This window comes from Niveibacterium microcysteis (genome assembly GCF_017161445.1).
Lineage (GTDB): Bacteria > Pseudomonadota > Gammaproteobacteria > Burkholderiales > Rhodocyclaceae > Niveibacterium > Niveibacterium microcysteis.
Map to the genome: position 1 here is coordinate 1,228,127 of NZ_CP071060.1, position 18,758 is coordinate 1,246,884.

Here is an 18,758-nt window from a genome sequence, read left to right on the forward strand (position 1 = left end):
TCGTAAAAATTGGAAGAACTTCTCGCAAGTGCAATAGCTCACGCCCGCGGAATGTGGCGGTATCGCTGGTGGGGCTTGCTCGCGGCCTGGATCGGCGGTGTCGTACTGGCCGTGGTGGTGATGCTGATCCCCGACAAATACGAGGCACGCGCTCGCGTGTTCGTCGACACACAGTCGGTGTTGAAACCGCTCATGCAAGGTTTGGCGGTCCCAACCAACGTTGAGCAGCAGGTCACGATTCTGAGTCGGACGCTGATTAGCCGACCCAACGTCGAAAAACTGATCCGTATGGCGGACCTTGATCTCGACGTCAAGACCCGTGAGCAACGTGAGGTGCTGATCGATGACCTGATCAAACGTCTTCAGGTCACAGGCGCCGGTCGCGACGATCTCTTTGTGCTCACCTTCAAAGACACAAATCCGGAGCGTGCCAAACGGGTTGTGCAGGCGTTGGTTTCGATCTTCGTCGAATCCGGTCTTGGCGATAAGCGTAAGGATTCCGATGAGGCGCGCCGCTTCATCGAAGAGCAGATCAAGAGTTACGAAACGAAACTGGCTGACGCCGAGAATCGCCTGAAGGAATTCAAGCTCAAGAACCTTGCGTTGTTTGGAGACTCCGGAAAAGACGCCGTTTCGCAGATTGGCGATCTAACAGCCAAGCTCAATCAGGCCAAGCTCGAACTTCGCGAGGTTCAGAACTCGCGCGATGCGCTCAAGCGTCAGCTCGCAGGCGAAGACCCGGTTTTCCTGCCTGATAGCGGCCAGGCCTCGGCCGGTAGCATCTCCATCCCGGAGATCGACGGTCGTATCGACGCCATGAAGAAACAACTGGATGCACTGCTCCAGCGCTACACCGACCAACATCCAGACGTCGTCGGGACGCGTCGGGTCATCGAGCAGCTTGAGGCGCAGAAGAAGCAAGAGGTGGAGTCACGTCGCAAGAGCGGTGGCATGTCTGGTTCGCTTGGGGCTAACCCCGTTTATCAGCAGCTCAAGCTATCGTTGAGCGAGGCGGAGGCAAACGTGGCTTCGCTGCAGACGCGCGTTGCTGAGTACGAAGCGCGCCTCGGTGCCATGCGCGGCTCGCAGCGCATGCTGCCCGAGATGGAGGCCGAGTTCGCGCAACTTAACCGTGACTACGAGATCAACAAGAAGAACTACGAGAGTTTGGTCTCTCGTCGTGAGGCAGCCAACATGTCGGTGGAGATGGATGCCTCGTCCGGTGTGGCCGAATTCCGCTTGATCGATCCCCCGTCTGTCCCAAGCAAGCCCGCGGCGCCGAATCGTGCCCTCTTGATGCCAGCTTCGGGTCTGGTATCGCTCGCGATCGGGCTGCTCGTTGCGTTCCTTGTGTTCCAGGTCCGTCCGATCTTCTTTGACGGCCGTGCCTTGCGTGACGTGACGGGCCTCCCGGTACTGGGCGTCGTTACGATGATCGACACCCCGGTACGGGCGAAGCGCGAACGCATGCAATCCATTTACTTTGCTGGTGGCCTTTTGTCGCTCGTCGGTGTTTTTGCGCTGATGACGGCGGTTCTGGCGCTTCGGGCATTCGGTCTTTAAAGGGGCTGCTATGAGCATCATTGAAAAAGCAGTCGAGCGTCTCGATCAGCTCAAGCGGGCCGGTCTTGATGTAGGCGACGATGCCGGCGCGCGGCCAGAGGCCCCGGTCGCGCAGCCGAGTGTGGTTGCTTCGGCAACGACTCAACTGCCGCCGACGCCAGCTCCGGTACCGGACGCCGAACCGGCGCGCGAACGCCGCACGGTGCACATCGACCTGGACCGACTTGGCGCGCTTGGTTTCGTGTCGCCGTCAAAGCCGAACAGCCCTATTGCGGAGCAATACCGGATTATTAAACGCCCAGTGCTGCGCAACGCGCAGGGCAAGGGGGCCGCTCCGATCGAGAACGGCAATCTGATCATGGTGACGAGTTCGGTGCCGGGTGAAGGTAAGAGCTTCTCGGCTATCAACCTCGCGATATCGATGGCCATGGAACTCGACCACACCGTGCTGCTGGTCGACGCCGACGTTTCAAAGCCGTCGGTTCTGGCTGCACTGGGCCTGCCAGCCTCGTCGGGCATGATGGATGTGCTCCAGGGGCATGAGTCTTCGATCGGCGACGTGATGCTGCATACGAACATCGCGAAGCTCACGATTCTGCCTGCTGGCCGGCCGCAGCAGCGCGCAACCGAAATGCTCGCCAGCGACGCCATGAACGCGCTGCTCGAAGAACTTGCGACGCGCTACAAGGACCGAATCGTCATTTTCGACTCGCCGCCGGTTCTGGTAACGACCGAAGCGCGCGCGTTGGCCACGCATATGGGGCAAGTCATCGTGGTGGTGGAGTCCGAGCGCAGCACGCATGCAATGGTCAAGCAGTCGCTGGCGACACTGGAGGCGTGTCCGGTCAAGTTGATGCTGCTGAACAAGGTTCGTCAGCAATCGTCGTCGGGTCACTACGGTGTCTACGGCTATGGATACGGCTATGGCTACGGCAAAAATGAGGCCGGCTCGTAAGCCGCTTTCGCTGTGTGTGCTGGCAGCCTGCGTGGGTGCCGTTCCCGCCATGGCGGTGGCGGACTATGCATCCACAGGGCTGTTCAATGGTGCGACACCGCAGGGCAGCGGCTTTGCAGGGGAAGGGCCGTCGAACAACTGGCGGATCGAGCCGACACTGGGCGTGGGGCTGACTTGGTCCGACAACGTTCGCTTGTCGAACGAAGGCAAGCACGTCGCGGATTGGTCTTTGCGTGTCGAACCAGGTTTTGCGACCAGTGGTCGCACCAGCCGTTCTTACGGCTCGTTCCGCGCAAGCGTGAATGCGAACGTCTATGCGAGCGAAGATTCGCTCAACCGGACGAACCTGAACATGTACGGCACCGGTACGGTCGATTTGTATGAGCGGAAACTGCTGCTCGACGCGAGCGCAACTGCGAGTCAGGAGCAAATCACGACGCTTGGGGCGCCAGCGGGGGGCGCAGCCTACAACCCGAACAACGCAACGCAACTCACGACGTTTTCGCTGAGCCCGTACTTTCGTTGGCAGTGGGGCGCGCGTGAGAACGGCGAGATTCGATACCGCGCCACGTTGAGCGACTCTTCGAACAACTTCCTCAACAATAGTCTGAGACAAGATGTCAGTTTGGTCGTTGGCAATGGTGCGAGTCCGGACCCACTGGGTTGGTTCCTCACCGGAAACCATTCGGTCATCAAGTACGACACGGCAAATGACTCGAAGACGTCAGATGCGCGCCTCTACGGGATCTACGCGATCGATCCGATGTTCAAGCTGCGCGCCGATGTGGGATATGAGCGCAACAATTTCGCGGCGTTTGGTGGCGAGGAGCAGCAGATTTATGGCGGCGGATTTGAGTGGACGCCATCGCCCCGTACGCGATTTGCCGGGATGACCGAGAAGCGCTTCTTCGGCAATGGCTACAACTATGAGTTTACCTGGCGAGGCGCTCTGAGCTCGTTTTCGGCGACCTTTGTACGGGATGTGACGACGACATCTTCGACGCTGAGCAGTCTCCAGTTGTTGGGGCTGATGGTGGCGTACGCGGAAGCCGGCTCGAAGTCGCCCGATGGCGGCAAATCGGCGGCGAAAACCTGGCACGATCGAGGCTTGCCCTATTTGGAAGAGATCCTGGCTGGCGCGACTTTCGTGACCCGGAGCTACTACCTGGAGAAACGTGCCCAGGTCAGTGGCGGTCTGACCGGCGCTCGCAATGGCCTTGCCTTGTCACTGACCTACACAGACCGGCGTCGCCTCGTGGATCCCGCGCTGCTCGTGCCGGGTGATCAGTTGGCGAACTTCGATGTCGTTGAAGACATGGGTGGAACGCTGGTGTTCAACCATCGCTTAACGCCAATCAGCAATCTGACCGCCTTGCTTGGGGCGAGCCGTTCAAACGGCGAGACCTTGGGTTTGACGACGACAACACGGCGCCGCGATGCGTCCCTGTCGGGCAGCACCTCGTTCGGCCAGAGCATCATCGGATCGGTGAGCTATCGATACCAAGCGAGCCGTGGTGCCTCCAGCTACGACGAGAACTCGGTCGCCGCGACGCTCGGCATGCGTTTCTGAGGGTTTATGTACGAGTCCTTTTACGGCTTTACTTCAAAGCCGTTCCAGCTTAACCCCGACCCGTCGTTCTACTACGGTAGCCGTGGGCATCGCCGTGCGATGGCCTATCTCGAATACGGGCTGCATCAGAGCGAGGGGTTCATCGTCATTACCGGGGACGTCGGTGCCGGCAAGACGACGCTTGTCCGCAGCTTGTTGCAGCGGCTTGATTCCAGCAAGGTTGTTGCTGCCCATCTGGTGAGTACGCAGATCGATGCGGACGACATCCTTCGTCTCGTTGCGGCGGCGTTCGGGCTCCCAGCGAAGAACGTCGAGAAGGCAGACCTGCTGCTGCAACTCGAGACTTTTCTCGTCAAGCTCACCGCTGCGGGCAAACGTGCCCTGTTGATCGTCGACGAGGCGCAGAACCTCACTCCGCGAGCGGTCGAGGAACTCCGGATGCTCTCCAATTTCCAGTTGGAGGATCACGCGCTGCTGCAGAGTTTTCTGGTTGGCCAACCCGAGTTCCGCCAGACGATGCAAAGCGAGCACATGCAGCAACTGCGGCAACGCGTGATCGCTTCGTACCACCTCGGGCCGCTGGATCTAGCGGAAACCCGGGCGTACGTCGAACACCGGCTCGGCTGCGTTGGCTGGAAGGGGGATCCCCGCATCGAGGCCAGCGCATTCGACGTGATTCATGCAGCCTCCGGTGGTATTCCTCGGCGGATCAATACCCTCTGCGATCGCGTGCTGCTGGCAGGCTTTCTTTCGGAGAAGCATGGGCTTACGGCAAGCGACGTCGACAACGTTGTGACCGAGATGCGTGAAGAGTCAGGGCCTGAGCGCTCGGTCACGCCGATCAATGCCATGCCAGGCCTCGATTCGTCTGCGCTGGCGAGGTTGATGGCTGATCCGGCCGCTGCACGACGGCTGGCAGAGGTGGCTGCCGGCTATCAGGCGTCGCGCCTTGAAGCGCGTGTAGAGCAGCTCGAAAAGGTCATTTGTGCACTGTTGGGGTTGGGTGCCAACACCACGGACGGTGCGGATCAAGACAAGGAACGCCGGCATGCCGGTTGAAGGAGCCCGGATGAAACCGGTTATTTGCGTGGTGGGCGCGCGCCCTAACTACATGAAGATGGCGCCGATCGTCAAAGCGTTTGCGGCGCACCAGCCCCCTCTGCCGTATCTGTTGGTTCATACGGGCCAGCATTACGACCATGCCATGAACGCCAAACTCTTTGGCGATCTGAAGCTGCCCGACCCGGACGTGAACCTGGAAGTAGGGTCGGCTTCGCACGCGGTGCAGACCGCCGAGATCATGAAGCGATTCGAACCGATCCTGGATGAGCACGGCGCGTCGGCCGTACTGGTTGTCGGCGACGTTAATTCAACGATTGCCTGTGCGCTGGTGGCGACAAAGAAGAACATCCCGGTCGTGCATGTCGAGGCTGGTTTGCGCAGTTTTGACCGTGGCATGCCTGAAGAGATCAATCGGGTTCTGACCGACCAGATTGCGGATCTTCTCTACACGACAGAGGCGGGCGCCTCGGTCAACTTGGCGCGCGAGGGCATTGCGGAGCCGCGCATACAGTTCGTCGGCAACGTGATGATCGATTCGTTGCGCGCCAACCTTGCGCAGGCGGTCCCCGTTGCCCAGACGCTCAGCGCGGCTGGGCATGCGTCGGATGCGCTGCACTCGCCCAACGGATTTGCGCTTGTAACACTCCATCGACCGTCCAACGTTGATGATCAGGAAACGCTGAGCGGTTTGGTCAATACGCTGTGCGAGGCGAGCAAGCGTTTGCCGATTGCGTTTGCTGTGCATCCCCGCACGCGCAGCAACCTGGAGCGTTTCGGCCTGTTTGCGCGCCTTGCAGGCGAGCGAATCGTGCAGCTGCCGCCGCAGGGATACCTTGAGATGCTGGGGCTGATGTCAGCGGCGCGAGTGGTGATGACGGATTCCGGCGGCATCCAGGAGGAGACCACCGCGCTTGGCGTCCCATGCCTGACCCTGCGTGAAAACACCGAACGCCCGATTACCGTTGATGAGGGCACCAACACGCTTGTTGGCCGCCACCACGACGCAATCATCCGGGCGTTGGATCAGATTCTGGTCGGCGGTGGCAAGGCCGGGCGCTCGCCGGCGTTGTGGGACGGGCGCGCCGCGGAACGTATTGCTGCGCACTTGCATGCCTGGTTGGTCGCCCGTGCCAACTGATGACGCCAAGATGAAGTCGGCGGTGTCGAACGCGCTGACGATCGACGTGGAAGATTACTTCCAGGTCTCAGCGCTGGCCTCGCATTTCCCTCGCGCCCAGTGGGATGCTGTGCCTTGCCGAGTCGAAGCGAACGTCGATCGAATCCTGAGCCTGCTTCACGAGTACGGCGCGAAGGCAACGTTTTTCACCTTGGGGTGGGTTGCCGAGCGATATCCGAAACTTGTGCGTCTGATCGTCATGGAAGGGCATGAACTCGCGAGCCATGGCTATGGCCACGAGCGGGCAAGTGCCCAGACGCCGGAAGCCTTCCGCGCAGATGTTTCTCTTGCGAAAGCGGTGCTGGAGGACATCTCCGGCGTCGAGATCCGTGGCTACCGCGCGCCAAGCTTCTCGGTTGGGGCGAAGAACCTGTGGGCGCACGATGTGCTCCGCGAAACCGGACATAGCTACAGCTCCAGCGTGTACCCGATCGCGCATGATCACTATGGCATGCCCGATTCGCCGCGGTTTCCGTACTACCTGACCAACGGGCTGCTCGAGATCCCGGTGACGACGGTACGTTGGGCTGGCCGTAATTGGCCAGCTGGCGGCGGCGGATATTTTCGCTTGTTGCCCTATCCGGTATCGCGTTGGTCCTTGAGGCGGGTGAACGAGTTGGATAAGCGTTCTGCAATCTTCTACTTCCATCCTTGGGAGATCGATCCCGCCCAGCCGCGCGTCGATGCTGCGGATGCACGGACGAAGTTTCGGCACTACGTAAACCTCGAACACATGGAAGGTCGGCTGCGTCGATTGCTGGGCGATTTCGCCTGGGATCGCGTCGATCAGGTGTTTCTTCCCAAGGCCTGAACGAATGATGCGAGATGCTGTGATGCAGCCGGTCGTCGTGCGGCGACTGGAATTGGCTGAGCGTGCGCGCTGGGATGCCTTCGTGCGCGCGTGTCCGTCTGCGACCTTCTTCCACCTGTCTGCTTGGCAGGGGTTGATCGAGAACCATCAAGGGCACGACACCTACTTCCTGCTGGCGGAGCGCGGCAGCGAAATCGTTGGCGTCCTACCGCTGGCCGAGGTGCGAAGCCGCCTTTTCGGGCATTCCCTGTCCTCGCTCCCGTTCTGTGTATATGGCGGCGTTGCCAGTGAGGACGCGGAGGCTATCGCTGCACTTGAGATGGAAGCCGAACGGATCGCTCAACGCCTCGGGGTGGGTCATCTGGAATATCGCAACGTCGCACCGAGGCATTCCGATTGGCCCAGTCAGGATCTTTACGTGACGTTTCGCAAAACGCTGGCGGCCGATGACGAGGCGAACATGGCGGCGATTCCGCGGAAGCAGCGGGCGATGGTGCGTAAAGGCATCAAAAACGGCCTGATCGCCAGCCGTGACGCCGACGTAAATCGGTTCTTCTCGGTGTACGCCGACAATGTGCGCCGCCACGGCACGCCGGCCATGTCCCGCCGCTGGTTTGCGGCGCTGATGGATGCCTTCGCCAATGATTGCGAAGTCATGACGGTCACAACGGCCGATGGTGCGCCGCTGTCGAGCGTCCTGAGCTTTTTCTTCCGCGATGAGATCTTGCCGTACTACGCTGGGGACCTGCCTGCGGCGCGTGACCTCGCCGCCAATGATTTCAAGTACTGGTCGCTGATGTGTCGCGCCCTCGAACGCGATTGCAAAGTATTCGATTACGGCCGTAGCAAGGTGGGCACCGGCCCGTATGCGTTCAAGAAGAACTGGGGCTTTGAGCCGACGCCGCTCGCCTATGAATACCGTTTGTTCAAGCGCGACAGCATCCCGCAGAACAATCCGATGAATCCGAAGTACCGCGCGTTCATCGCGCTCTGGCAGCGCCTGCCATTGGCCGTGGCCAATCGTCTTGGGCCGATGATTGTCCGCAACCTGGGTTGACCGGTATCGATGAGCAAACCGTCGCTGCTGTATCTGGTGCACCGCATCCCCTATCCCCCGAACAAGGGCGACAAGGTCAGATCCTTCAATCTGCTGAAGTACCTTTCGCGCCACTATCGGGTGTACCTCGGTGCCTTCGTCGACGATCCGGCCGACGAACAGCATGTAGCGGCGCTTTCCGAATGGTGTGGGGGTGTGCACTGCGAGCGGTTGGCGCCGCGCTGGGCGCGGATTGCCAGTCTGCGCGGCCTTTTGACCAATGAAGCACTGACGCTGGCGTACTACCGTACGTCATCGATGCTTGAGTGGGCGCGCAGTGTCGTTGCTGCTCAGGGGATTCAGGAAGCAGCAGTGTTCTGCTCCGCCATGATGCAATACATTGAGGCGATACCGGGTCTGCGTACCTTGGCGGACTATTGTGATGTCGACTCGGCGAAGTGGACGCAATACGCCCCGCAGCACAGCGGCCCGATGGCTTGGCTGTACCGCCGCGAGGGGAGGAAGTTGCTGGCGTATGAACGCCACGCAGCAACCCGTGCGAGTGCGGTAACTTTTGTATCCGAGGCTGAGGCTGAGCTCTTCCGGTCGCAGGCCCCGGAGGTGGCAGCCAAGGTTTTTGCCGTCAGCAACGGAGTCAACGCGACGTACTTTTCGCCAGAGGGCGACCAGCCCTCGCCTTACCCCGGGAGCGGGCCGCATATTGTCTTCACCGGCGCGATGGACTATTGGCCGAATGTCGATGCCGTTACTTGGTTTGTGCGCGAGGCCTGGCCGGCCATTGCAGCATTCGATGCGCAGGCGCAGTTCTGGATTGTCGGCATGAACCCGGCCCCCGAGGTGCTGGCGCTGGCGCTTGATCCCCGCGTTCACGTCACCGGCACGGTTCCGGATGTCCGCCCCTATCTGCGCCATGCCGCCGCCGTCGTCGCACCGTTGCGGGTTGCGCGCGGCGTGCAGAACAAGGTGCTCGAGGCAATGGCGATGAGCCGCGCGGTCGTGGTGTCGACCGACGCTGCGACCGGCATCAACGCGATCAATGGGCAGGACTTCCTGATCGCGCAGACGAGTTCCGATTATGTCGAGGCGATTCGTTCGTTGCTGGCAGACCCTGAACGGGCGGGCTCGATAGGGCGAGCCGCGCGCCAATGTGTGCTGGATCGCTACAGCTGGGAGGCGCACCTTGCGCAGCTGGACGTTCTGATGGAGAGGGCGCCACGGACATGAGCACAGCAACGATGGATGCAGTGAAGACCTCGTCGTCTGGGGCGTTGATTATCAGCAGCGGACTGGCCGCGTTTGCGCTGGTGGTTGGGTTGTTTTGGCCGACCGCGCGTGAGATGGCGTCGATTTGGTGGCGATCCGAGACCTTCGCTCACGGACTCGTCGTAGTGCCAATCTCGCTCTGGCTGCTCTGGGGGATGCGCGATCAGCTTCTGCGCCAGAGCCTGCGCCCGGCTCCGATTGCGCTGATTCCGCTTGCGGTGGCCGGTTTCGCCTGGCTCGCGGGGGAGAGCGCGAGCGTGGCCGCCGTGACACACTTCGCCCTGGTGGCGATGGTCTGCGCGGCGCTGTGGTGCGTCTGGGGCAACGCGCTGGCGCGCACGGCCGTTTTTCCGCTGGCCTTCCTGTTCTTCGGTGTGCCGTTCGGTGAGTTCCTGATTCCGACCCTGATGAATCACACGGCGGACTTCACGGTTGCCGCCTTGCGGCTTACCGGCGTGCCAGTGTTCAGGGAAGGGAACAGTTTTGTGATCCCCAGTGGCGCGTGGTCGGTGGTCGAAGCCTGTAGCGGGATTCGCTACCTGATCGCATCCGTGATGGTGGGGGTCCTGTTTGCCTGGCTCAACTATCGAACCCTGCGCCGACGGCTGCTCTTCATTCTTGCCGCCACTCTGGTGCCACTGGTTGCCAATTGGCTACGCGCTTACCTGATCGTGATGCTGGGTCATCTATCGGGCAACAAGATCGCGACCGGCGTTGATCACCTGATCTATGGCTGGCTGTTCTTTGGTGTCGTCATCGTTGCCTTGTTCTGGGTTGGCTCGTTCTGGCGTGAGTCCGATGCGGCTGAATCCGGCGTGGAACCGTCTACCGACCGCCTCGCGACGACACCGCCGGCTTCGACGCGGGCGATTGCGGTTTGCTGTTTCGGAATTCTGGCGGTGCTGCTCGTCTGGCGGCCACTTGAAGCCTGGCTTGCCGCGACGCCAGGTGCGGCGGCCTACACGCTGGAGGCACCGCATGCCACGGCCGGCTGGGTCATGACGAATGAACCGCCCGTCGCCGGCTGGCAGCCGACCTATGTGGGCGAGCGGGCGCGTTTGGTGCGGACGTATCGTCACGGCGACGATGTAGTCACGCTTTTCATCGCCTACTACGCGAGCCAGACGCCGGGCCATGAGTTGGTGCAGTGGGACAACCGCTTCGTTACCGCGGAAGATAAGCGCTGGCGCTATGGTGGCGAGCAGCCCGATCAGTTCAGCAACGGATACGACCTTTTGCGGACCCAACTGCTGGGCGAGCCGGATCGGCTGGAAGTGTGGTCTTGGCTCTGGTTGGGCGACAGCGTCACGTCGGACCCGAAGCGCGCCAAGTTGGCATTGGTGGCAGATCGCTTCGCGCATCGACCGGACGATTCCGCGGCCGTGATCGTGATTGCGCGCAAGGGTGAAGGTTTGCCGGAGGCACGCGGACTGGTCGAGCGTTTCGTGCTGGCACATCAGGCCGAGATCGAGCGCGTACTGCGCGCCACGCCACGAAGCTGATGCCGCCGCTGATTGCGCACATCGTCTTCAGTTTTCGCGTCGGCGGGCTGGAGAACGGCATGGTCAACCTGATCAACCGGCTGCCTGCCTCGCAATTTCGCCACGCCATCATTTCGCTTACCGACGCCGATCCGGCCTTCGTCGCCCGGATAACACGGCCCGATGTGCAGGTCATTGAACTGCATAAGCAACCCGGCCCCGGCGCGGCCCTGTTCCCGAAAGTGTTTCGAGTCCTGCGCGAGTTGCAGCCCGCCATCGTTCACACGCGCAATCTGGCCGCGCTGGAAATGGTGGCGCCAGCCTGGGCGGCGCGGGTGCCGGTGCGCATTCACGGAGAGCACGGTCGTGACGTGGATGATCCGCAGGGTGATCGTGCCAAACCTCGCTGGGTACGGCGCGCGTACAGCCCCTTCGTGACGCAATACATTGCGCTGTCGCGTGAGCTGGAGAACTATCTCACCACCCGCGTCGGCATCGGAAAACAGCGTGTTCACCTGTTTTGCAATGGCGTCGACGCGACGCGATTCCATCCGGCGGCTGGGGCTCGACAACGTTTGGACGGCTCACCGTTCAACGACCCCGCGCTGCGCGTGGTGGGCACTGTGGGGCGCCTTCAGGCCGTAAAGGATCAGGTTGGATTGGTCAAGGCTTTCGGGCTGATCGCTGATCGTGCGCCGAACCTGAGACTGGCTATCGTTGGCGAGGGCGGCATGCGCGGCGCGATCGAGACCGCTGTTCGGGACTCCGGACTTGCGTCGAAGGTCTGGCTCGCCGGCGAGCGGGCGGACGTGCCGGACGTCATGCGGAGTTTTGACATCTTCACGTTGCCATCCATCGCCGAGGGGATTTCGAATACCGTGCTGGAGGCGATGGCGAGCGGCTTGCCCGTGGTTGCAACCGCCGTCGGTGGAACGCCGGAGCTCGTGCGCGACGGTGAAACGGGTAGCTTGGTTCCGCCTGCTGCGCCGCAGGTTTTGGCCGATGCATTGTTGGCCCTTGCGACGGATCCTGCGCGGATAAGAGCGCAGGGGCTCGCGTCGCGTCGCCGTATCGAGGCCGATTTCAGCCTCGACGCCATGGTGGCGCGCTATGGAAGTCTGTATTCGCGTGCGCTCGAGGCAATCGATCGGCGCGCTTGAATCGCAAACCCGGTGCGCCGCAGCGCATCGAATGATGAGGTAGCGCGAGTATGTGCGGTATTGCCGGCATGTTTGATACGCGGGGGCGACGCGAGCCGCCGCGCGAAATCGTCGAGCGCATGGCGGACGTGCAGCGCCACCGTGGGCCGGATGAGACCGGGTTTCACTTCGAACCAGGTGTGGCGTTCGCCCATCGCCGCCTGTCGGTCATCGATCCGACGCTGGGCCAACAGCCTTTGAGCAACGAAGACGGTTCCGTTGTCGTCGTTTTCAACGGCGAGATCTACAACTTCCAGGAGTTGGTGCCGGAGCTTAAGGCGCTTGGCCACACCTTCCGCACGCACAGCGATACCGAAGTGATCGTGCATGCCTGGGAGTCCTGGGGCGAGGCGTGTGTGGCGCGCTTCCGCGGCATGTTTGCGTTCGTGCTGTGGGATCGCAAGCGCGAGACGCTCTTCGTTGCGCGTGACCGTCTTGGCGTAAAGCCCCTGTTCTACGCCTTGCTGGACGACGGCATGTTCCTGTTCGGCTCCGAACTCAAGGCCCTGCTCGCGCATCCGCGCTTCCCGCGCGAGATTGAACCGGAGTGTGTCGAGGATTACTTTGCGTTGGGCTACATCCCGGAGCCGCGTTGCATTTTCCGCGGCGCGTTCAAGCTGCCGCCAGGCGAGTCGTTTGTCCTGCGCCGAGGTGACACGCAGTGCCGGCCAGCGCCCTATTGGGACGTCCGCTTCACCTGCGATAACCGGCTCAGTGTTGAAGCAGCCTCGGATGAATTGGTCGAGCGCCTGCGCGAATCGGTGCGACTGCGCATGATCGCGGATGTGCCGCTCGGTGCTTTCCTGTCGGGCGGCGTGGACTCAAGTGCCGTCGTGGCAACGATGGCGCATCTATCGTCGGAGCCCGTCAACACCTGTTCGATCGCATTCGATGACCCAGCGTTTAACGAGTCCGAGTTCGCCGCAATGGTTGCACGCCGGTATGGCACCAATCACCATGTGGAGACGGTGGCGAGCGACGATTTCGATTTGATCGACGAACTCGCCCGGCTGTACGACGAACCCTATGCCGACAGCTCTGCGATTCCGACCTACAGGGTTTGCCAGCTCGCTCGCAAGCGGGTGACGGTGGCCTTGTCCGGCGACGGCGGTGATGAAAGCCTCGGCGGCTACCGCCGACACCGGCTGCATGTGATGGAGGAGCGCATGCGTACAGCCTTGCCGTTGGGCGTGCGCAAACCGGTCTTCGGCTTGTTGGGGCGTCTGTACCCGAAAGCAGACTGGGCGCCGCGCGTGTTTCGTGCAAAGACGACGTTCGAAGCGCTCGCACGCGATTCGGTCGAAGCCTACTTCCATACCATGTCGGTCCTCCGCGACAACCAACGCCATGCGCTCTACAGCAATGCGTTCCGCGCACGTCTGGGTGGCTACTCGGCGGTCGAGGTGTTCCACCGCCATGCCCGCCACGCCGGCACTGACGACCCGCTCGCGCTGATCCAGTACCTCGACTTGAAGACCTACCTCGTCGGTGACATCAATACCAAGGTCGATCGCGCATCAATGGCGCACTCGCTGGAAGTACGCGAGCCTTTGATGGACCACAAGCTGGTCGAATGGCTTGCAACCCTGCCATCGGATCTGAAGCTGCGCGGCATGGAGGGGAAATTCATTTTCAAGAAGGCGATGGAACCCTATCTGCCAGCGGATGTGCTCTATCGGCCCAAAATGGGCTTCGCGGTGCCGCTTGCCCGCTGGTTCCGCGGCCCCTTGCGCGAACGCGTTCGAGAGTCCTTGCTTGGCGAGCGCATGGCCGATACCGGCTTGTTCAACCAATCGTACTTGCAGCATCTCGTCAGCGATCACCAGTCTGGCGTGAAGGATTACAGCGCCTCCATCTGGGCGCTGCTGATGTTCGAAGCGTTCCTGCGTAATGTTGCCGGTGATGCGGTACAACCCGCCGCCCTTGGGATGGCAAGCTGACATGCGTGTTCTTCATATCCTCGACCACTCCATTCCGCTGCACAGCGGCTACACCTTCCGAACTGCGGCGATCCTTCGCGAGCAGCGCCGCCTGGGGTGGGAGACCTTCCATGTGACCTCGCCAAAACAGGGGCCATGCGCGGCTGCGGACGAAACGGTCGACGGCCTGCGGTTCTTTCGTACACCAATGCCCACCGCAGCGTGGTCGGGCAAGCCACTGTTGGGCGAACTGGAGCTGATGCGCCAGTTGGAACGGCGGATTGACGAGTTGATTGTTCAGCTCAAGCCGCAGGTCCTGCATGCGCATTCGCCCGTCCTTAACGCAATTCCCGCAATCCGTGCTGCGCGCCGACATGGGCTGCCTGTGGTCTATGAAGTGCGGGCGTTCTGGGAGGACGCTGCGGTTGATCATGGCACCACACAGGAGGGCAGCCTGCGTTACCGCGCCACCCGTGCGCTGGAGACCTGGGCGCTGCGTCGCGTGGATCATGTCACCTGCATTTGCGAGGGGTTGCGTGCGGACATCGTTGCGCGCGGAATTCCTGCCGAGCGGGTCACGGTGATTCCGAACGCGGTCGACGCGGAGGCGTTCGACGCAGGGGCGGCCCCGGACCTCGCACTCAAACAGTCGCTCGGGCTCGATGGCGCCGAGGTGCTTGGTTTCATCGGTTCCTTCTATGCCTACGAAGGGCTCGATCTGTTGCTTGAAGCGATGCCCGATATTCTCGCGCGACGCCCGAAGGCGCGGTTGCTGCTGGTCGGCGGTGGTCCGCAGGATGCTGCGCTGAAGCGTCAGGCGGAGACCCTGGGCTTGGGTGACAAAGTGATATTCACCGGGCGGGTGCCGCATGCAGAGGTCGGCCGCTACTACGACCTCGTCGATGTGCTGGTCTATCCGCGACACCCGATGCGGCTTACCGAGCTTGTGACGCCGCTCAAGCCGCTGGAGGCGATGGCGCAGCAACGTGTATTCGTCGCGTCGGACGTCGGCGGCCATCGTGAGCTTGTCCGCGACGGCGAGACCGGTGTGTTGTTCCGCGCCGGCAACCCGGTTGCGCTTGCTGACGCGGTGTCGCGTCTGCTGGCGTCGCCAGAGCGCTGGCCCGCCTTGCGCGCAGCTGGCCGGCAGTTCGTCGAAAGCGAACGGACCTGGCGAAACAGCGTTGCGCGCTATCAGGCAATTTACCGTAGGCTGGTTGCCGGGCCTGTCTGCGCGTGAGTCGGCCGATCCGTACCCTGCTGTTTTCGACGCTTTATCCAAGCGTCGCGCGGCCGACACATGGCGTGTTTGTCGAAACGCGGCTGCGCGAACTGCTCAAGACCGGCAAGGTTGAAACGCGCGTCGTCGCGCCGGTGCCATGGTTCCCGTCGCGCGCTGAACGCTTCGGCGACTGGGCGCGCATGGCCGCGACCCCGGCATACGAAGAGCGCGATGGCGTCAAGATCTGGCATCCACGCTACCTGCTACCGCCCAAGGTGGGGATGACCGTTGCACCGCTGACCCTTGCGCTGGGTGCGCGGGCGACGGTTTCCCGGTTGCTGCGCGAGGGCTTTGATTTCGACTTGATCGACGCGCACTACTACTACCCGGACGGCGTGGCGGCCGCCATGCTTGCGGGTTGGTTCAAGAAGCCGTTCGTGATTACCGCGCGCGGCACCGACCTCAACCTGATCCCGTGCTACCCCCTGCCGCGGCGCATGATTCAGTGGGCCGCGGCGCAGGCGGCTGGCTCGATCGGAGTCTGCAGCGCTTTGCTCGATGTGCTGCGCGAGATGGGGGCGGACGACAGCCGTCTCCATGTAATGCGAAACGGCGTCGATCTTCAGCGCTTCTCGCCGCGCTCGCAGTCTGAATGCCGAGCGCGACTAGGCTTGCCGATACAGGGGCGGTTGCTGGTGTCGGTCGGGCATCTGGTCGAACGCAAGGGGCATCATCTAGTGATTGAGGCGTTGGATCACCTGCCTGATGCCAGCCTTGTCATCGTGGGCGACGGCGAGGAGCGCGCGCGTTTGCATGAAGCGGCTGCGCTGCCGGGGCGTCAGGGCCGCGTGCTCTTCGCTGGGGCGCAACCCAATACCGCGCTTTCCGAGTGGTACAGCGCTGCGGATGCCCTCGTGCTGGCGTCGAGCCGCGAGGGCTGGGCGAACGTCCTGCTTGAGAGCATGGCCTGCGGTACGCCCGTGGTGGCGACGCGGATCTGGGGTACGCCGGAGGTCGTCGCTGCGCCGGAGGCCGGCGAACTGGTCGACCGACGCGATGCGCAAAGCATTGCTCAAGCTGTACAGCGACTCTTCGAGCGTTCGCCCGACCGCGCCGCGGTGCGCCGCTATGCAGAGAACTTCGGTTGGGAGCCGACCTCACAGGCGCAGGTGGATCTCTTTTCCCGCATCAGCGGTGCGGCGGCGTGAGGCGCAAATATGCGTGACATACTGATCCTGCTTCTCATCCTTGGCTTTGCCTTGGCGGCGCTGCGTCGACCATGGATCGGCGTGATGGGGTGGACCTGGATCTCGATCATGAACCCCCACCGCCTGACCTGGCGGCTTGAAGACTTGCCCGTTGCTGCGCTGATGGCCGGCTGCACCCTGATCGGCCTGACGCTCACGCGAGAGAAGCGTCAGCCTTTCATCTCGCCCTCGGTTGCCGTGCTGCTCATGTTCATGATCTGGATGTGCATCACCTATCCGTTCTCAATCTTCGAGGATAAGAGTTGGGAGATGTTCACCCGTGTCATGAAGATTGATTTCATGATTCTCGTCGCACTGATGCTGTTGCGAACGCGCGCGCATATTCAGTGGCTGACCTGGGCTATCGTGTTTTCGATCGGGTTCTTTGGTGTCAAGGGCGGCCTATTCACGATTGCCACCGGCGGCAACTTCCGCGTCTGGGGCCCGGCTGAATCCTTCATCGAAGGCAACAACGAAATCGCGCTCGCGATGATCATCACGATTCCGCTGATGCGCTACCTGCAACTGCAATTGGCGCCCGACAAAAAGTGGCAGCGGCACGCCTTTACTTTGGCGATGCTCTTGACCGCGGCTGCGGCAGTGGGTAGCCACTCACGCGGTGCGCTGCTGGCCATCGCGGCCATGTCCGGGTTCCTCTGGTTGCGCAGTCCGAACAAGCTGGCCGGTGGCATTGTCATGGTCGTTGCAGCCGTCGGGCTGGTCGCCTTCATGCCCGAGCAGTGGAGCTCGCGCATGCACACCATCGGCGAGTATCAGCAAGACGCCTCAGCGATGGGCCGGATCAATGCCTGGTGGATGGCCTGGAACCTGGCGAGTGATCGCTTCTTCGGCGGGGGTTTCCAGATCTATTCGCTGATCGTGTTCCAGCAGTACGCCCCCGATCCGACCGATGTGCATGCGGCACACAGCATTTATTTCCAGGTGCTGGGCGAGCATGGTTTCGTCGGCTTGTTCCTGTTCCTGCTGCTGTGGTTCATGGTTTGGCGCGATGGCGCATGGCTGCGCAAGCACACTCAGGACCTGCCGGAGGCGCGGTGGGCACGGGATCTGGGGTCGATGTGCCAAGTGGCGCTGGTCGGTTATCTGGTTGGCGGCGCGTTCCTCAGCCTCGCGTACTTTGACCTTCCGTATAACCTTCTGGTGCTGACGGCGCTTACGCGGCGCTGGGTTGCCGAGCGTGCATGGCTGACTGAGCCTGCCGACGCGCCGCTCATTGGAAACAGATCCGCCAAACGAGTGGAAGCCGCCACATGATCCGTGCAGGCCTGACCGTATTGTCGCCTCGGGGCACGCGTGCGCGATTGTCGGTGTTCATCTGGCACCGGGTTGCTCCGACGCCGGATCCGATGTTCCCGGGCGAACTGCATGCTGAGCGCTTTGCGCGCACGCTGGGCTGGATCAAGCGCTGGTTCAATGTGCTGCCCTTGGACGAGGCGGTAAGGCGCCTGAGCGACGGCGCCTTACCGGCGCGCGCTGCCGCCATTACCTTCGATGACGGCTATGCAGACAACCTGACCGTCGCCGCGCCCATCTTGCAGGCGGCCGGCTTGCATGCCACCTTCTTCGTTGCCACCGGCTATCTCGATGGTGGGCGCATGTGGAACGACGGTTTGATCGAAGCGGTGCGCCGTTCGCCGCTCGATGTTCTCGACACCCCGCAGTGGGGCCGCTTCTCCCTGGCGGACTGGCGAGGGCGGGAAGCGGCTGCGTTGCGCTTGATCGACCAGATCAAGTACCTCGAACCCACTGCTCGGGAACAGGCTGTCGTTGACGTGGCGCGCGCCGCTCACACGACGCTGCCGACCGATCTGATGATGAGCAGTACTCAGGTCGTTCAGCTACACCGGCTTGGTTTCGCGATCGGTGCGCATACGGTGAGCCACCCGATCCTGGCGAAGATCTCGCTGCCGCGTGCGAGGGAAGAGATTGGAGGCGGGCGTGACGTGTTGGAGCGGCTGATCGGCGCGCGCGTGCCATTGTTTGCCTATCCGAACGGTAAGCCCGGGCGCGACTACCTGCCCGAGCACGTTGCGCTCGTAAGCGAACTTGGCTTCGATGCAGCGGTGTCGACGGCCTGGGGGGCCTCTGCTTCCGGTGACGATATCTTCCAGCTGCGTCGGTTCACGCCTTGGGACGCGGGGCGCCTTCGTTTCGGGATCCGGATGGCACAGAACCTCGCGCAACCCTTGCGCGAGGCGCTGGTATAACGGG

15 protein-coding genes are annotated in these 18,758 nt (G+C 62.1%); all 15 read left to right on the plus strand.

The genetic code is table 11. The annotated features are described in order from the left end of the window. The first annotated feature begins 9 nt into the window (after positions 1-9). From JY500_RS05700 to JY500_RS05770, 15 genes are read left to right on the plus strand one after another with little or no spacing between them, the layout of a single operon-like run. Positions 10-1,563 carry an XrtA system polysaccharide chain length determinant gene (locus JY500_RS05700; RefSeq protein WP_172204113.1) on the plus strand — a complete coding sequence of 518 codons (1,554 nt, stop codon included), beginning with the start codon at positions 10-12 and terminating at the stop codon, positions 1,561-1,563. A 10-nt stretch (positions 1,564-1,573) separates the two neighbouring features. After that, positions 1,574-2,518 carry an XrtA-associated tyrosine autokinase gene (locus JY500_RS05705; protein ID WP_206255425.1) on the plus strand — a complete coding sequence of 315 codons (945 nt, stop codon included), beginning with the start codon at positions 1,574-1,576 and terminating at the stop codon, positions 2,516-2,518. Next, positions 2,487-4,088, plus strand: coding sequence for a TIGR03016 family PEP-CTERM system-associated outer membrane protein (locus JY500_RS05710; protein ID WP_206255426.1), 1,602 nt, complete (start codon positions 2,487-2,489; stop codon positions 4,086-4,088). The genes JY500_RS05705 and JY500_RS05710 overlap by 32 nt, the downstream gene beginning before the upstream one ends. A 6-nt stretch (positions 4,089-4,094) precedes the next feature. Continuing rightward, on the plus strand, positions 4,095-5,147 hold the full coding sequence (locus tag JY500_RS05715) for an XrtA/PEP-CTERM system-associated ATPase (protein WP_206255428.1): 1,053 nt from the start codon (positions 4,095-4,097) through the stop codon (positions 5,145-5,147). A gap of 10 nt (positions 5,148-5,157) precedes the next feature. Continuing rightward, complete coding sequence (gene wecB / locus JY500_RS05720) at positions 5,158-6,288, plus strand: non-hydrolyzing UDP-N-acetylglucosamine 2-epimerase (RefSeq protein ID WP_246479804.1); 1,131 nt, start codon at positions 5,158-5,160, stop codon at positions 6,286-6,288. Between the two features lie 10 nt (positions 6,289-6,298). Beyond that, a complete protein-coding gene (locus tag JY500_RS05725) occupies positions 6,299-7,138 on the plus strand; it encodes an XrtA system polysaccharide deacetylase (protein WP_206256415.1) in 840 nt (279 codons plus the stop codon). Between the two features lie 7 nt (positions 7,139-7,145). Beyond that, positions 7,146-8,195 carry a FemAB family XrtA/PEP-CTERM system-associated protein gene (locus JY500_RS05730; RefSeq protein WP_425493201.1) on the plus strand — a complete coding sequence of 350 codons (1,050 nt, stop codon included), beginning with the start codon at positions 7,146-7,148 and terminating at the stop codon, positions 8,193-8,195. A 9-nt stretch (positions 8,196-8,204) separates the two neighbouring features. Further along, positions 8,205-9,419, plus strand: coding sequence for a TIGR03087 family PEP-CTERM/XrtA system glycosyltransferase (locus JY500_RS05735; protein WP_206255431.1), 1,215 nt, complete (start codon positions 8,205-8,207; stop codon positions 9,417-9,419). Beyond that, entirely contained in the window at positions 9,416-10,960 is a 1,545-nt protein-coding gene (gene xrtA / locus JY500_RS05740; protein WP_206255433.1) for an exosortase A, read from the plus strand. Before JY500_RS05735 ends, xrtA begins: the two co-directional genes overlap by 4 nt. Beyond that, positions 10,960-12,099, plus strand: a complete 1,140-nt coding sequence (locus JY500_RS05745) for a TIGR03088 family PEP-CTERM/XrtA system glycosyltransferase (protein ID WP_206255435.1) — start codon at positions 10,960-10,962, stop codon at positions 12,097-12,099. The genes xrtA and JY500_RS05745 overlap by 1 nt, the downstream gene beginning before the upstream one ends. 50 nt (positions 12,100-12,149) lie before the next feature. Continuing rightward, positions 12,150-14,078, plus strand: coding sequence for an XrtA/PEP-CTERM system amidotransferase (locus JY500_RS05750; RefSeq protein ID WP_206255437.1), 1,929 nt, complete (start codon positions 12,150-12,152; stop codon positions 14,076-14,078). A 1-nt stretch (position 14,079) separates the two neighbouring features. Beyond that, complete coding sequence (locus tag JY500_RS05755; RefSeq protein ID WP_206255439.1) at positions 14,080-15,297, plus strand: TIGR04063 family PEP-CTERM/XrtA system glycosyltransferase; 1,218 nt, start codon at positions 14,080-14,082, stop codon at positions 15,295-15,297. Continuing rightward, positions 15,294-16,487, plus strand: a complete 1,194-nt coding sequence (locus JY500_RS05760) for a glycosyltransferase family 4 protein (protein ID WP_206255441.1) — start codon at positions 15,294-15,296, stop codon at positions 16,485-16,487. The genes JY500_RS05755 and JY500_RS05760 overlap by 4 nt, the downstream gene beginning before the upstream one ends. Before the next feature lie 9 nt (positions 16,488-16,496). Beyond that, positions 16,497-17,801: a putative O-glycosylation ligase, exosortase A system-associated gene (locus tag JY500_RS05765; protein WP_206255443.1), complete on the plus strand. Its 1,305-nt coding sequence runs from the start codon at positions 16,497-16,499 to the stop codon at positions 17,799-17,801. After that, positions 17,798-18,754, plus strand: a complete 957-nt coding sequence (locus JY500_RS05770) for a polysaccharide deacetylase family protein (RefSeq protein WP_206255445.1) — start codon at positions 17,798-17,800, stop codon at positions 18,752-18,754. The genes JY500_RS05765 and JY500_RS05770 overlap by 4 nt, the downstream gene beginning before the upstream one ends. Positions 18,755-18,758 lie beyond the last annotated feature (4 nt).